This window comes from Saccharothrix longispora (assembly GCF_031455225.1).
In the GTDB taxonomy this organism is placed as follows: Bacteria; Actinomycetota; Actinomycetes; order Mycobacteriales; family Pseudonocardiaceae; genus Actinosynnema; species Actinosynnema longispora.
The window spans coordinates 7,058,080-7,071,932 of record NZ_JAVDSG010000001.1; the positions used below are offsets into that span (position 1 = coordinate 7,058,080).

The 13,853-nt window shown below is 71.5% G+C and carries 13 protein-coding genes; 7 read left to right on the plus strand and 6 right to left on the minus strand.

Annotated elements, in window-relative coordinates:
* Positions 1-65 precede the first annotated feature (65 nt).
* Entirely contained in the window at positions 66-1,169 is a 1,104-nt protein-coding gene (locus tag J2S66_RS30570) for a LacI family DNA-binding transcriptional regulator (RefSeq protein WP_310311379.1), read from the minus strand.
* Between the two features lie 107 nt (positions 1,170-1,276).
* Positions 1,277-2,326, minus strand: coding sequence for a LacI family DNA-binding transcriptional regulator (locus J2S66_RS30575; RefSeq protein ID WP_310311382.1), 1,050 nt, complete (start codon positions 2,324-2,326; stop codon positions 1,277-1,279).
* Between the two features lie 227 nt (positions 2,327-2,553).
* On the opposite strand from J2S66_RS30575, the gene J2S66_RS30580 reads away from it, so the two are divergent.
* The 3 genes from J2S66_RS30580 (at position 2,554) to J2S66_RS30590 (ending at position 5,686) form a co-directional block, all read left to right on the plus strand.
* Positions 2,554-3,810 carry an extracellular solute-binding protein gene (locus J2S66_RS30580; RefSeq protein ID WP_310311384.1) on the plus strand — a complete coding sequence of 419 codons (1,257 nt, stop codon included), beginning with the start codon at positions 2,554-2,556 and terminating at the stop codon, positions 3,808-3,810.
* A 65-nt stretch (positions 3,811-3,875) separates the two neighbouring features.
* On the plus strand, positions 3,876-4,793 hold the full coding sequence (locus J2S66_RS30585) for a carbohydrate ABC transporter permease (protein ID WP_374726152.1): 918 nt from the start codon (positions 3,876-3,878) through the stop codon (positions 4,791-4,793).
* Positions 4,793-5,686 carry a sugar ABC transporter permease gene (locus J2S66_RS30590; protein WP_310311386.1) on the plus strand — a complete coding sequence of 298 codons (894 nt, stop codon included), beginning with the start codon at positions 4,793-4,795 and terminating at the stop codon, positions 5,684-5,686. Before J2S66_RS30585 ends, J2S66_RS30590 begins: the two co-directional genes overlap by 1 nt.
* Here the strand turns inward: J2S66_RS30590 and J2S66_RS30595 are convergent.
* Positions 5,666-6,259: a histidine phosphatase family protein gene (locus J2S66_RS30595; RefSeq protein WP_310311387.1), complete on the minus strand. Its 594-nt coding sequence runs from the start codon at positions 6,257-6,259 to the stop codon at positions 5,666-5,668. The two genes, J2S66_RS30590 and J2S66_RS30595, sit on opposite strands and share 21 nt — an antisense overlap.
* A 62-nt stretch (positions 6,260-6,321) precedes the next feature.
* The gene (locus J2S66_RS30600) at positions 6,322-6,597 is read right to left on the minus strand and encodes a type II toxin-antitoxin system Phd/YefM family antitoxin (protein ID WP_310311389.1); all 276 of its coding nucleotides are present in this window, start codon (positions 6,595-6,597) and stop codon (positions 6,322-6,324) included.
* A gap of 128 nt (positions 6,598-6,725) precedes the next feature.
* Here J2S66_RS30600 and J2S66_RS30605 point away from each other — a divergent pair, with 128 nt between their 5' ends.
* The 4 genes from J2S66_RS30605 (at position 6,726) to J2S66_RS30620 (ending at position 10,633) form a co-directional block, all read left to right on the plus strand.
* Positions 6,726-7,826 carry an ABC transporter ATP-binding protein gene (locus tag J2S66_RS30605; protein WP_310311391.1) on the plus strand — a complete coding sequence of 367 codons (1,101 nt, stop codon included), beginning with the start codon at positions 6,726-6,728 and terminating at the stop codon, positions 7,824-7,826.
* Positions 7,827-7,983: 157 nt separating this feature from the next.
* Positions 7,984-8,973, plus strand: coding sequence for a metal ABC transporter solute-binding protein, Zn/Mn family (locus tag J2S66_RS30610; RefSeq protein WP_310311392.1), 990 nt, complete (start codon positions 7,984-7,986; stop codon positions 8,971-8,973).
* The gene (locus J2S66_RS30615; protein WP_310311394.1) at positions 8,970-9,797 is read left to right on the plus strand and encodes a metal ABC transporter ATP-binding protein; all 828 of its coding nucleotides are present in this window, start codon (positions 8,970-8,972) and stop codon (positions 9,795-9,797) included. Before J2S66_RS30610 ends, J2S66_RS30615 begins: the two co-directional genes overlap by 4 nt.
* The gene (locus J2S66_RS30620; protein WP_310311396.1) at positions 9,797-10,633 is read left to right on the plus strand and encodes a metal ABC transporter permease; all 837 of its coding nucleotides are present in this window, start codon (positions 9,797-9,799) and stop codon (positions 10,631-10,633) included. The genes J2S66_RS30615 and J2S66_RS30620 overlap by 1 nt, the downstream gene beginning before the upstream one ends.
* 215 nt (positions 10,634-10,848) lie before the next feature.
* Here J2S66_RS30620 and J2S66_RS30625 read toward each other — a convergent pair whose 3' ends face one another.
* Positions 10,849-12,309, minus strand: a complete 1,461-nt coding sequence (locus tag J2S66_RS30625) for a sensor domain-containing diguanylate cyclase (RefSeq protein WP_310311397.1) — start codon at positions 12,307-12,309, stop codon at positions 10,849-10,851.
* A 237-nt stretch (positions 12,310-12,546) separates the two neighbouring features.
* Positions 12,547-13,770 (minus strand): MFS transporter, encoded by a 1,224-nt coding sequence (locus tag J2S66_RS30630; RefSeq protein WP_310311400.1) that lies wholly within the window; start codon positions 13,768-13,770, stop codon positions 12,547-12,549.
* Positions 13,771-13,853: the final 83 nt, after the last annotated feature.

A 13,853-nucleotide genomic window follows, 5' to 3' on the forward strand; every position in this document is an offset into this window, starting at 1 on the left:
GGCTCCGGCCCGCGAAGCGGAACAGGGGTCCCCGGAACCGGGGACCCCTGCCCGACGCGATCAGCTCACGGGCCGAACCAGCGCTCCTCCGCGGTGCCGCGGGGCGCGGCGGCCGTCGAGCCCGCCACCAGTTCCGTCGACAGGGTCACCGCGCGCGGCCGGGAGCGCTCCGCCGAGTCCAGGAGCAGCTTGCCCGCCGCGCGGCCCTTCTCCAGGACCGGTTGGCGCACGGTGGTCAGGCCCGCCTGCTCGGCCTCGCGGATCCCGTCGAACCCGGTGATGGACAGGTCCTGCGGCACGCGCAGCCCGCGCCGCTCGGCCTCGGTCATCGCACCCAGGGCGAGGATGTCCGACGTGCACACCAGCGCGGTGATCCGCGGGTCGCGGTCCAGCAGCTGCGCGGCGGCCGAGGCGCCCGAGGCGATCGTGTGGTCGAAGCGCTCCACGACCGGGACGTCCGTCCACTCGACGTCCACGGCGCCGAACGCCTGCGCCAGGCCGGCCAGCCTCGCCCGCTGCACGTGGAAGTGCGCGGAGCGCTGGCGGTCCGGCGTGACGAAACCGTCGTTGCGGTCGCGGTTCAGGCGCATGCACACGACGCCGATGCGGCGGTGGCCCAGGGAGATCAGGTGCTGCGCCATCGCGTGCATGGCCGCCTGGTCGTCGATGCCGACCCGGTCGACGTTGTCGAGGTCCGGCTGGTCGCACACGACCGTCGGCACGGGGCGTTCGAGCACCGCCGCCAGGTGCGGGTCGTCGTCCGGCACGGAGTAGACGACGAAACCGTCCACGCCCGCCCGGTGCACGGCCGCCACGTCCTCGCGCTCGGGGCTCGCGGGCACCAGGAGGAGGCCCTGCCCGGCGTCCTCGCAGGCCAGCGCCAGGCCTTCCAGGAATCCGATCGCCGCCGGGTCGCGGAACGCGTAGGACAGGTTCTCGGTGAGCAGCAGCCCCACCGCCCCCGCCTTGCGCGTCCGGAGGGAACGGGCCACCGGGTCGGGCCCCGGGTACCCGAGTCGTCTCGCTGTCTCCAACACCCGGCGTCGCAGCTCCGGCGAGAGCTGGTCGGGACGGTTGTACGCGTTGGACACCGTTGTCCGGGAAACACCCAGCTCCGCCGCCAGTGAGGCGAGCGTCGCGGGGCGTCGCACATGCATCGACCGCGCCATGAAGTGACCGTAACGGTTCAGAACCAATTACAGAAGTGGGGGTGACCGGCGTCCCTCGACATTCCCATCAGTGCAGCTAGTCGCAGGTTACCTCGTAGTACATTGGTCTAAACCAATGAGGGCGGTGAGGACGACTCGCGCACGACCAGCCTCGGTCGGAAGACGCGCGTGTAGTTGCCCGCCGGCCGCCTGCGCCGATCGGGGTCCAGGCGGTGCACCAGTTCGTCCACGGCCGCCGCCGCCATCTCCTCGATCGGCTGCGCCAGGGTGGTCAGCGACGGCGAGCAGTACGACGCCAGCGGGATGTCGTCGAAGCCCACCACGGACAGCTCGTCGGGCACCGCCAACCCGCGCCGGTGCGCCTCCCGCAGCACGCCGATCGCCATGTGGTCCGACGAGCAGATCACCGCCGACGGCCGCACCGTGTCCAGCAGCGTCGCCACCGCCGCCGCGCCGCCCTCCGGCCCGAACGGGCCGTGCGCCACGAAGTCCGACGTCGCCGGCAGCCCGTCCTCCTCCAGCGCCGCCGCCCACCCGGCCCGCTTGAGCCGCGACGGCAGCGCCCGCGCCGGTCCCGACACGAACCCGATCCGCCGGTGCCCCAGCTCCACGAGGTGCCGCGTCGCCGCGTACCCGGCGTGCTGCTCGTCCACGGTCACGTCCGGCACGTCCAGCGACGGCGTCGCCCCGTTGACGAACACCATGTGCACGCCGTCGGCCAGCAGCTTCGCGTAGTACGACGGCCGGGGCGCCTGGCCCAGCGGCACCTCGACGTTGGTGATCTCCGGCGACACGAACACCATGCCCTCGACGCCGCGCGCGAGCAGCATCCGGACGTACTCCTCCTCGCCCATGGCGGCCGACCCGGTGGCGCGGGTGTTGCACAGCAGCGACGAGTACCCCAGGCGGGCGGCGCGCACCTCCAGCGCCTCGGCGAACGCCGGGAACACCGGGTTCGACAGCTCCGGCACCAGCAGCCCGATGACCCCCGTGCGCTGGAGCGCGCCGAGCCCGCGCGGCGTGTACGGCATCTCGGCGAGGACGGCCAGCACCCGTTGGCGCGTTTCGTCGTTGACGCCCGCCCGGCGGTTGAGCACCCGGCTGACCGTGGAGATGCTGACGCCGGCTGCCCTGGCGATCTCGGACAGACCGGACACCGTGCGCCTCCTCGGGTGTGATGTGACGTGCAGCCTGCCGCCAGCGGCAAATTTTTGCAACGCCCACCTCGGTTTCGCTCGTGCAGGTGCGGCCGTTACGGCTTGGTTACCGTCGCCCCCTTGACCCGGTGCAGGTCGGCGGGATGAAATCCGCGGCAACAATTTCGCAAGTTCTTGCAAGAGCCTTCATCGCCGATGAAGGGCAGCATGGAGGGACGACAGCAACGATGCGACGTACCACCCTCGTGACCGCAGTGGCGGCAGCCTCCGCCCTCGTCCTCACCGCGTGCGGTGGTGGCGACGGCGGGTCGGCGTCCGGCGACTCCGGCGAGATCACCTTCTGGGACACCAGCGGCCCCAACGAGAGCCCGGTGTTCGCCAAGATCGCGCAGGACTGCGCGACCAAGGGCGGCTACAAGGTCAAGACCGAGACCGTCGCCTTCGACCAGGCGCTGAACAACTACCGGACCGCCGCGCAGGGCGGTCAGGGCCCCGACGTGTTCCGCGCCGAGGTCGCCTGGGTGCCGCAGCTGGCCAAGCTCGGCTACGTCGTGGACCTGACCGGCACGGAGCTGGCCGGCGACACCTCCGACTTCCTGGAGACCCCGCTGGGCTCCACGAAGTTCGACGGCAAGACGTACGGCGTCCCCCAGGTCACCGACTCGCTCGCCCTCTTCTACAACAAGAAGCTGCTGGCCGACGCCGGCGTCGAGCCGCCGAAGACCTGGGACGAGGTCAAGGCCGCCGCCGCCAAGCTCGGCGGCGAGAAGACCATCTTCATCAACAACGACGCCTACTACGCGCTGCCGTTCATCTACGGCGCGGGCGGCGACCTCGTCGACGCCGACGCGAAGAAGATCGTGGTCAACTCCGCGGAGAACGTGAAGGCGCTGGAGACCGCCAAGGGCCTGCTCGACGCCAAGGCCGCGACCACCGCGCTCGACCCGGCGAACTCCTACAACAACATGCAGGCCGCGTTCACCTCCGGCGAGGTCGCCATGGTGGTCAACGGCCCGTGGTCGGTCGCCGACTACCTCAAGGGCGCCGCGTTCACCGACGCCGCCAACCTGGGCATCGCGCCCGTGCCCGGCGAGACCGCCGGCGAGGGCTCCGCGCCGGTCGGCGGGCACGACTACACGATCCGCCAGGGCACCAAGGCCAAGGACTCGTCGATCAAGTTCGTCGCCTGCATGAGCGGCGTCGAGTCGCAGGTGGCCGTCGCCAAGGAGCTGGGCCTGCTGCCGACCCGCAAGTCGGCCTACGAGAACGCCGACGTGAAGGCCAACGCGGTCGTGTCCGCGTTCGAGCCGGTCGTCACCTCCGCGCACCCGCGCGCCTGGATCCCCGAGGGCGGTCAGCTGTTCGACCCGCTGAAGATCGCCTACGCCGACGTCCTGGCCGGCAAGAAGGACGCCAAGACGGCGCTCGACGAGGTGGCCAAGTCCTACAAGGACACCGTCGTCCCCGAGTACACGGTCGGCTGATCGCGACCTCGCGGGGGACCCGGTCGGTCGGGTCCCCCGCGAGGACCGCTCGAAGGGAGGCTTCGGTGCGCAGGTTCCTGGACCGGCACTGGTACGCGTACGCCATGGTGCTGCCGGTCGTGGTGGTCATCGCCGTGCTGGTGCTGTTCCCGCTCGCCCAGGGCGTGTTCTTCACCTTCACGAACATCAACGAGGGCAACATCGCCAACCCGATCCTGGATCGGCCGGCGACCTACGTCTCCGTCGGGTTGGACAACTACCTGAACATCCTGTCCGGGGACTCCAGCTACGGCGCCTTCTGGGGCACGCTGGTGCGCACGCTGATCTGGACGTTCGGCTGCGTGTTCCTGCACTACACCATCGGCCTGGGCCTCGCGCTGCTGCTCAACCGGGAGGTGCGCGGCCGGGCCGTGTACCGGGTGCTGCTGATCCTGCCGTGGGCCGTGCCCGCGTTCATCAGCGCGTTCGCGTGGAAGTACATGTTCAACGCGCAGTACGGGATCATCAACCAGGCCCTGCGGGCCGTCGGCCTGCCCGACCCGGTCTGGCTGGGCCAGTCCGACTGGGCGCTGGTCGCGGTCATGATCGTGAACACCTGGCTCGGCGTGCCGTTCATGATGGTGGCGCTGCTCGGCGGCCTCCAGTCCATCCCCGGCGACCTCTACGAGGCGGCCGAGGTGGACGGCGCGTCCCCGTGGCAGCGGTTCCGGCACGTCACGCTGCCCGGCCTCCAGGCCGTGTCGAGCACGGTGGTGCTGCTCGGCATCATCTGGACGTTCAACATGTTCGCGATCATCTACCTGGTCACCGGGCCGAACCCGAACACCCGCATCCTGGTGACCTACGCGTTCGAGCGGTTCTTCTCCGGCGCGTCCCGCGACTTCGCGGTCGCGTCGACCTACGGCGTGCTGATCCTGTCCGTGCTGCTCGTGTTCGCGGGCATCTACCGGCGGGCGCTGCGCAAGCAAGGCGAGGTGTGGTGATGACGGTCGAGGCCGCGTCCCTGAAGGCCGTCGCGGCGGCACGCCCGGTGAAGCGCTCGCAGCGCTCCCGGGTGGCGAGCGTCGGGCTGCACGCCGCGCTCGTCGTGGCGTCGCTGATCGCGGTGTTCCCGGTGTTCTGGGTGCTGGTGACGTCGTTCAAGCCCGACGCGCGGGCCGTGGAGACCACGCCGAAGCTCGTCAACGAGTCGAGCCTGGACAACTACACGCGCATCCTGGCGGGCGAGAAGGGCGACTTCCTCGCCTGGTTCGGCAACTCGGTGGTCATCGCGCTGATGACCACGGTGCTGGCCGTGTTCCTGTCGGCGACGACCGGGTACGCGGCCTCGCGGTTCCGGTTCCCCGGCAAGCGGTCGCTGATGCTGTCGTTCCTGGTCGTGCAGATGTTCCCGTTCGCGGTGCTGATCGTGCCGCTGTACAACATCCTGCTCGTGCTGGGGTTGCAGGGCACGTCGTTCGGCCTGGTGCTGGTGTACTGCACGACCGCGGTGCCCTTCTGCACGTACATGCTGAAGGGCTACTTCGACACCATCCCCACCGACATCGACGAGGCGGGGCGCGTGGACGGCCTCACGCCGTTCGGCGTCTTCTGGCGGCTCGTGCTGCCGCTCGCCCGGCCGGGCCTCGCGGTGACCGCGTTCTACGCGTTCCTCACCGCGTGGGGCGAGGTGGCGTTCGCGTCGGCGTTCCTGTCGGCGGCGGACGAGTCGAAGACGCTGGCGGTCGGGTTGCAGGTGTTCGTGCAGCAGAACCGCACCGAGTGGGGCCACCTGGCGGCGGCGTCCATCCTGGTGGCGATCCCGGCGATCGTCGTGTTCTACCTGGTGCAGCGGTTCCTCGTGACGGGCCTGTCGTCAGGCGCGGTCAAGGGGTAGCCCCGGTCCGCGGACGGCGGTCGCCCCTCGGCCGCCGTCCCACCGGACCACGTACACCGCCGGCATGGGCATGGCCACGAGGAACGGCCAGTCGACCTCCGCGCCCGCGGCGAGCAGCGCACGCGCCGCGAACGTGCCGTGCGTGCCGTGCGTGCCGACCAGCACCGCGCCGCCGTCGTGCTCCCCGGCCAGCCGCGCCAACGCCGCGCCGACGCGGCGGTCGAGGTCCGCGATGCTCTCCGCACCCGGCCGGGCCTCGTCGGGGTGCTCCCACCTGTGCACGTGGTGCCGCGCGTAGTCGGGGGTCGGCGCGAGCCCCGAGTCCCACTCCCGCAGCTCCCACCTGGTGCCGACGGCGAGGCCGAGCGCGCGGGCGGCGGGTTCGACCGTCTGCACGGCCCGGAGGTAGGGGCTGGAGGCGACGGCGGTGGGGGCGAGGGCGAGGAGTTCGCCCACGAGGTCGCGCGCCTGGACCAGCCCCTCGGGTCGCAGCGGTCGCGTCATCTCGTCCGGCCCGCCGGGTGTGGGGACGACGGACGTCGCGTGGCGGACGAGGACCAGGTCGGTGGCCATGCCTCCAGGCATACCACTCCCGGTCGGACCGCGACGCCTCGACCACTCGGGGTGGGCGGTGCTCAGCCGCGGCGGCGTTCCCAGGGGTCGTCGTCGCCGACGCGGTCCTCGCCGAACAACTCGTCCGACTCGGCGCGCATGGCCGCGTGGTCGACGCGCGGCAGGTGCCTGTGCCGCTCGATCAGTTCCGCGGTGGTGAACTTCGTCCGACGCGGAAGGGACCGCACCTCGGCGATCTCCACGCCGTCGCGCGTCACGCGGTACGTCTCGCCCGCCTCCACGGCGTCCATGACGGCGGCGAAGTCGTCGTGGAACTCCCGCTGGCTGATGACCTTCACCTCGTGAGCGTAACTCCTGGCGGCACCGTCGGCTCCGGCGTGGGGAACTAGACCAATCCACCTGTTCCCGTAAGCGCTTGCAATCCCTACCGTTACCCGAAAGCGTGACAGCGAAAGGTGCGTTTCCCATGGCTGAGGTCGCCTACGTCAAGGCTTCGCGGGTGTTCTCCGGCAATCCGCCGGTCCGCGCGGTGGACGAGTTGTCCCTGGATGTCACCGACGGTGAGTTCCTGGTCCTGGTCGGTCCGTCCGGTTCCGGCAAGTCGACCGCCCTGCGCATGCTCGCGGGCCTGGAGGACGTCGACGAGGGCGCCATCCACATCGGCGGCAAGGACGTCACCAACGTCCCGCCGAAGGGCCGCGACATCGCCATGGTGTTCCAGTCCTACGCGCTGTACCCGCACATGACCGTCGCGGAGAACATGGGCTTCGCGCTCAAGCTGCGCGGGGTGAACAAGGCCGACATCAAGGAGAAGGTCGCCGAGGCGGCCAAGATGCTCGACCTCACCAAGTACCTCGACCGCAAGCCGAAGGCGCTCTCGGGCGGCCAGCGGCAGCGCGTCGCGATGGGCCGCGCCATCGTGCGCGAGCCTTCCGTGTTCCTCATGGACGAGCCGCTGTCCAACCTCGACGCGAAGCTGCGCGTGGAGACCCGCGCGAACATCGCCGCGCTCCAGGCCCGGCTCGGCACCACCACGATCTACGTCACGCACGACCAGGTCGAGGCCATGACGATGGGCCACCGGGTCGCCGTGCTCAAGGACGGCCTGCTCCAGCAGTGCGACACCCCGCGCGCGCTGTACGACAAGCCGGCCAACGCGTTCGTCGCCGGGTTCATGGGCTCGCCCGCGATGAACCTCAAGACCGTGCCGCTGACCTCCGAGGGCGCGAAGCTCGACGGCGTCGTCGTGCCGCTGGAGCGCACGTACCTCGACCGGGCCGCCGCCGAGGGCCTGTCCGAGGTGACGTTCGGCATCCGGCCCGAGTCGCTGGCCCTGGTCAGCTCCGCCGAGCAGGGCATGGACATGACCGTCGAGCTGGTCGAGGAGCTGGGCGCGGACGCGCTCATGCACGGCTCGGTCCGCATCGGCGACGTCCCCGAGCGGTTCGTGGTCCGCGTCGACGGCCGCACGCCGCCCACCCTGGGGCAGACGGTCAAGGTCGCCGTGCGCGACGCCTCCGAGGTGCACCTGTTCCACCCGGAGTCGGGCGCCCGCCTCATCGACTGACGCACACCCGCGCACAGGGGCCGTTCCCGCACCGGGGAGTGGCCCCTGTGTCGTGAACTACACCCGGTCGGTGGGCCCGCCGGTCGCGGAGCGTTCTAAACTGAACTCGACAACGGTTTCCATTGCCTGTACGTGTGCCCAGTCGAGGAGTGCTCTGATGACCGTCCGCAACGCGATGCTCGGCGCGGTGGCCGCCGTGACCGCCGTCGCCCTGACCGCCTGCGGCGGTGGCCAGGACGCCCCGACCGCCTCCGACGGCAAGATCAAGGTCGTCGCCTCCACCAACGTGTGGGGCAGCGTCGTGGCGGCCGTCGGCGGTGACGACGTCGCGGTGACCTCGATCATCGACGACCCGTCCGGCGACCCCCACTCCTACGAGGCCAAGCCGTCCGACGTGGCCGCCGTGCGCGACGCGCAGCTCGTGATCTTCAACGGCGGCGGCTACGACGACTTCTTCGCCACCCTGCTCGGCCCCGAGACCGAGGGTGCGAAGAAGATCGAGGCGTTCCCCGTCTCCGGCAAGGCCGACGAGCACGAGGGCGAGGAGCCGCACGCCTCCGAGGAGCCGCACGCCTCCGAGGAGGCGCACGCGTCCGAGGCGCCGGCGGACGACCACGGCCACGACCACGCCGTGAACGAGCACGTCTGGTACGACTTCGAGACCGTCCGGAAGGTCGCCGACCAGGCCGCCGCCGACCTCTCCGCCATCGCGCCCGACAAGAAGTCCTCCTTCGAGGCCAACGCAAAGACCTTCACCGACGGCGTCACCGCGCTGGAGGAGAAGGCCAAGGACAAGGGCGCGGGCAAGAAGGTGCTGGAGACCGAGCCGGTCGCCCACTACCTGCTCGACACCGCGGGCGTCGAGAGCGCCACGCCCGAGGCGTTCGCCGATGCTGTCGAGGAGGAGGGCGACGTGCCCGCCGCGGCCCTGGCCGAGGTGCTGACGCTGGTCGAGCAGAAGCAGGTCGTCGCGGTGGTCAACAACGCGCAGACCGCCAACGCCGCCACCGCCCAGGTCCTGGCGAAGGCCGGCGAGGCCGGGCTGCCCCTCGTCGAGGTGACCGAGACGCTGCCCGAAGGCGCCACCGGATACCTTGACTGGATGACGAAGCAGGTGGACTCCCTGGTGGGGGCGCTCGCCGCATGACCCCTCCGGCCAGGACGGCTCAGCTCACGGACACGCGCGCCGCGGTCTCCCTCCGCGGCGCGCGGCTGTCCTACGGGGACCGGGTGCTGTGGGACGGCCTCGACCTCGACGTGGCGCCCGGCGAGTTCGTGGCCGTCCTCGGCCCCAACGGCTCGGGCAAGACGTCGCTCATCCGGGTGCTCCTGGGGCTCCAGCCGCTCAGCGGCGGCACCGTGCGCGTGGCGGGCGGCAACCGGCGCATCGGGTACGTCCCGCAGCAGCGCGCCCTGGACACCGCGCTGACGCTGCGCGGGCGCGACCTCGTCGGCTTCGGCCTCGACGGCCACGAGTGGGGTCTGGGCCTGCGCGGCAGGCGCGAGCGGCGGCGGCGGGTCGACGAGGCGCTGGCCGCCGTCGGCGCGACCCGGTACGCCGACGAGCCGGTCGGGCTGCTGTCCGGCGGCGAGCAGCAGCGGCTGCGGGTCGCGCAGGCGCTGGTCGGCGACCCCGAGGTGCTGCTGTGCGACGAGCCGCTGCTCTCGCTCGACCTCGCCCACCAGCGCGTGGTCAGCGACCTGATCGACGCGCGGCGGCGGTCGGCGGGCACGGCCGTGCTGTTCGTGACGCACGAGATCAACCCGATCCTGCCGCTGGTCGACCGGGTGCTGTACCTGGTGGACGGCCGGTTCCGGATCGGCACGCCCGCCGAGGTGATGACCTCCCGGACCCTGACCGGGCTGTACCGCACGAACGTCGAGGTGGTCCGCGTGCGCGGCCAGATCCACGTGGTCGGCGCGCAGCACGTGTGCGAGGACGAACCGCACCACGTGGTGGATGGGGACTGATGGAGAACTTCTTCGACTGGCAGCTCACGGCGGAGCTGCTGGGCTACGACTTCGTGCGGCAGATGTTGATCGCGGGCGCCGTGCTGGGCCTGGTGGCGGGCGTCCTCGGGCCGCTGGTCGTCACCCGCAAGATGGCGTTCGCCGTGCACGGCACGAGCGAGCTGGCGTTCACCGGCGGCGCGGCGGCCCTGCTGCTCGGCGTCGGCGTCGGGTACGGCGCGCTGGCCGGGTCGGTCGTCGCCGCGCTGCTGCTGGGGCTGCTGAGCAGGCGCGACTCCGACCGCGACTCGGTGATCGGCGCGATCCTGGCGTTCGGCCTCGGCCTGGGCGTGCTGTTCCTCGCCCTCTACAAGGGGCGCGCGGCGAACAAGTTCGGCCTGCTCGTCGGGCAGGTCGTGAGCGTGGGCTCCACGGACCTGTGGCTGCTCATCGGCGCCTCGGTGGCGGTCCTCGCCGTGCTCGCGCTCATCTACCGGCCGCTGCACTTCGCGAGCGTGGACGCCGCCGTGGCCACCGCGCGGGGCGTGCCGGTGCGCACCCTGGCCGTCGTGTTCGCACTGCTGGTGGGCGTGGCGACGGCACTGAGCGTGCAGGTCGTCGGCGCGCTGCTCGTGCTGTCGCTGATGATCACCCCGGCCGCCGCGGCGGCGCGCGTCACGGCGAGCCCGCTGCGGGCGACCGTGCTGGCCGTGCTGTTCGCCGAGGCGTCCGTGCTGATCGGGATGCTGCTGTCGCTCGCGCCCGGCGTGCCGGTGAGCGCGTTCGTCACGGCGGTGTCGTTCCTGATCTACCTGGTGTGCCGGCTGCTGGGCCGGACGAGGGAACGTGTGCAGTGACACGTTTGGGGTTCGCCGATCGGGGGTAGACCCCCACAGGGGCACCATGGCCCGTTCCCGGGCCGCGCGGAAGCGAGTGCCACATGGGACGGTCCTGGGCGTTACCGGAGCAGCGCGGACGTCGCCGCGGTGGCGGTGACGCACGTTCTGGGCACGCACGTCCTGGGCACGCACGCCCCACCTGCCCGGACGGAGCGGGGCCGGGCCGAACGGGCTTACGCGGAACGGGTGGCCTCGGCCTGCTCCCGGGCCTCCTCGACGCCGCCGTCCAGGCGCGGCGCGGGCAGCACGCGGATCTCGCCCGCCGACACCCGGACCTGGTTGCGGCCGTTCTCCTTGGCCGCGTAGAGCGCCGCGTCGGCGCAGTGCTGGGCTTCGAGCAGGCAGTCGCCGTTGTCCGGCATCACGGCCACACCGATGGACGCCGAGATGGAGCGCACCTCCGGGCCGTCGGCGGTCAGCGGCAGGTTGCGGCCGCGCAGCGTCACGGTGTTGCGGTGCTTGTCGGTCGTCACGACGGACATCTCGCCGATCGCCTCGCGCACCCGCTCGGCGATGGCCGTGCCCTGGGCGAGGCCCGTGTCGGCGAGCACCACGACGAACTCCTCGCCGCCGTCGCGCCCGGCCACGTCGCCCGGCCGCAGCTTCTCCCGCAGGATGCGGCCCACCTCGGCCAGCACCGCGTTGCCCGCCGGGTGGCCCCACGTGTCGTTGATGCGCTTGAAGTGGTCCAGGTCGATGGCCAGCACGGTCACCGGCTGCGAGTCGCGCCGGCAGCGCTCGGCGAGCCGCGCCCCGTACTCGGCGAGGCCGTTGGTGTTGAGCAGGCCCGTCCGGTAGTCGGTGTGCGCGTCCTCGGCCAGCCGCGCCTGGAGCTGCTCCTGCTCGCGCAGCAGCCGTTCGAGGTGCGCGCGGCGCTCGGTGGCGCGGTAGAGCAGCGAGTTGACCAGGACCACCGGGAACACCAGCAGCAGCGGACCGATCCAGTGCGTGGTCATCAGCATGCCGAGCATGGCGCCCGCGCCGAGCGTGGACAGCTCCAGCATGTTGTCGGCCCGCGAGCCCAGGAACTCCTTGATGCGGGTGTGCGGGGTGACGATCTTCAGCGCGACGGCGATGTTCATGCCCTGCGCGCCCCAGTTCACCACCGCGGCCACGATCAGCACGAGCACGAGGCCCAGGTCGGGCAGGATGCTCCCGGTCGCCAGCAGCGACAGGCCGGACAGGTGCACGACGAGCCAGGCCAGCAGGGTGCCGCCCAGGATGCTCGCCGAGGAGAACACGAACCGGTGGGGCTGTCGCCGCGCGATCGGCTGGATCAGGATGCGCATCCAGATCGTGGCGAGCACGGCGAGGGCGCCCGGCAGCGCGATGGCCGCCGCGAACGTCCAGACGGACGTCAGGTCGATGTGCGGGCCCGCCGACTCGTTGCGGCGCGACTCCTCGGCCCGGCGGACGACCATGAGGTGCACGGTGATCGCGAACATGACGGCGCCGAACCGCAGCCAGTCCGAGTCCGACACGGTGCCCAGGCTCGTCAGCAGCCAGATCGACACGGCCGCCACGGCCGACTCGACCAGGAAGAAGTAGGTGAGCGCCGCGGGCCGCAGCGTCCACAGGTCCCAGTTGCGGATCGAGGAGAAGCCGACTGCCCGGGACGGGTTCTGGCCAGTCACACTGTTCTTCACCACGACCCCCTGCCCTCTGCCCGGCACCGCGCGGTGGACGTCGTCCGCCGCCGCGCGTCGGTGCCCGGGACGCGTTCCGAGGAGGTGTCCGCCATGCGCAACCGCGACATGTAGACCACCTTCCCTCCATCCGGACCGGACGTTCACCGTACGTGCCCGCTGGCTAGCGGGCCGCAGCCGAGGGGCCCTTCATGTTTGACAATCGCGATATGTGATGGCTCCGTTTCAGATCGCCACCGCCTCCGGGTCGTGCCGGGAGCGCGCCCGCCGCCAGGCCACGGTCGCCTGGGTGGCGAGCAGCAGCCCGATGCCGCCCGCGCCCGCGATGGTCGCGGTGACCGATCCGATCGAGTGCGCGACCACGCCGGCCAAGGCCATGCCGCCCCCCTGGGAGGAGCGCAGCGCCGCCCGGCCGATGCCGTACGCCCGCCCGCGGTACGCGTCGGGCAGGATGCGCATCCAGGCCGACCGCGCCGGCGTGTGGTACGCGCCCGCCATACCGGCGATGACCAGCAGCACGATGGTCCAGGTCAGGTTGGGGTTCAGCGCGAACATGACCAGCGGGGCCAGCGACAGGATGGCCAGCGGCCCGATCAGCCGCTCGCGCTTCGCGGGGTCGCGCACGAGCCGGAACAGCACGGCCACCCCCAGCACGTTGGCCGCCGGCTCGATCGCCAGGATCAGGCCGACCGCCCAGATGGCGTCCAGCTTCGCCGCCAGCGGCACGGCGAGGCCCTCGGGGACCATCGCCAGCCCGGCCAGCAGGCGCATGCCCATCAGGCTGCGCAGCCGGGGCTCGGTGACCAGCAGCGTGAACGCCCCGCGCGGGCCTTCGGGGTCCCGATGCGCGCCCCGCGGGTCGGCGGCCGGTCGGTGCTTCACCGAGAGCTGCACCACGATCGCCACCCACACGAACGTCACCGCGTTGATGCCGAGCGCGACGTTGGGGCCGGCGCCGGTGACCAGGAAGCCCGCCGCGGCCAGGCCGGCCATCTGCGCGACGTCCACCGACGTGCCGAACAGCGCCACGCCGTCGTCGTAGCGCTCGTCGGAGAGCACGGTCGGCAGGCTCGCCTCCTGCGCCGCGAGGAACGGCGAGGAGATCATCAGCACCACGACCAGCAGCACGATCATGATCCACAGCGGCATGCCGGGCACGGCCATGAGCGCCATCAGCGCAGCCTGGAGCCACGCGCAGCACACCATCACCGTGCGGCGCGGGAAGCGGTCCGCGACCCAGCCCAGCAGGGGCCCGGAGATGAGCGGCGGGAAGAGCGTCAGCGACCACGTCAGCGCGGTCCACGCGGCCGACTGGGTGCGTTCGAAGACCAGCAGGGACAGCGCCACGGCGGCGAGCTGGTCGCCCACGGTCGACACCGTCGAGCCGATCCACATGCCGCGGAACTCGCGGTTGCCCACGAGCGCGCGGAGTGTTCCCCCGGAAGTCACAACTCCTCCAGGTCGGTCGACCCCGATGAGCGAGTCACGTTACCCCCACCCGAAGTAACAATTCCCTCGGTTAGCACGGTAGA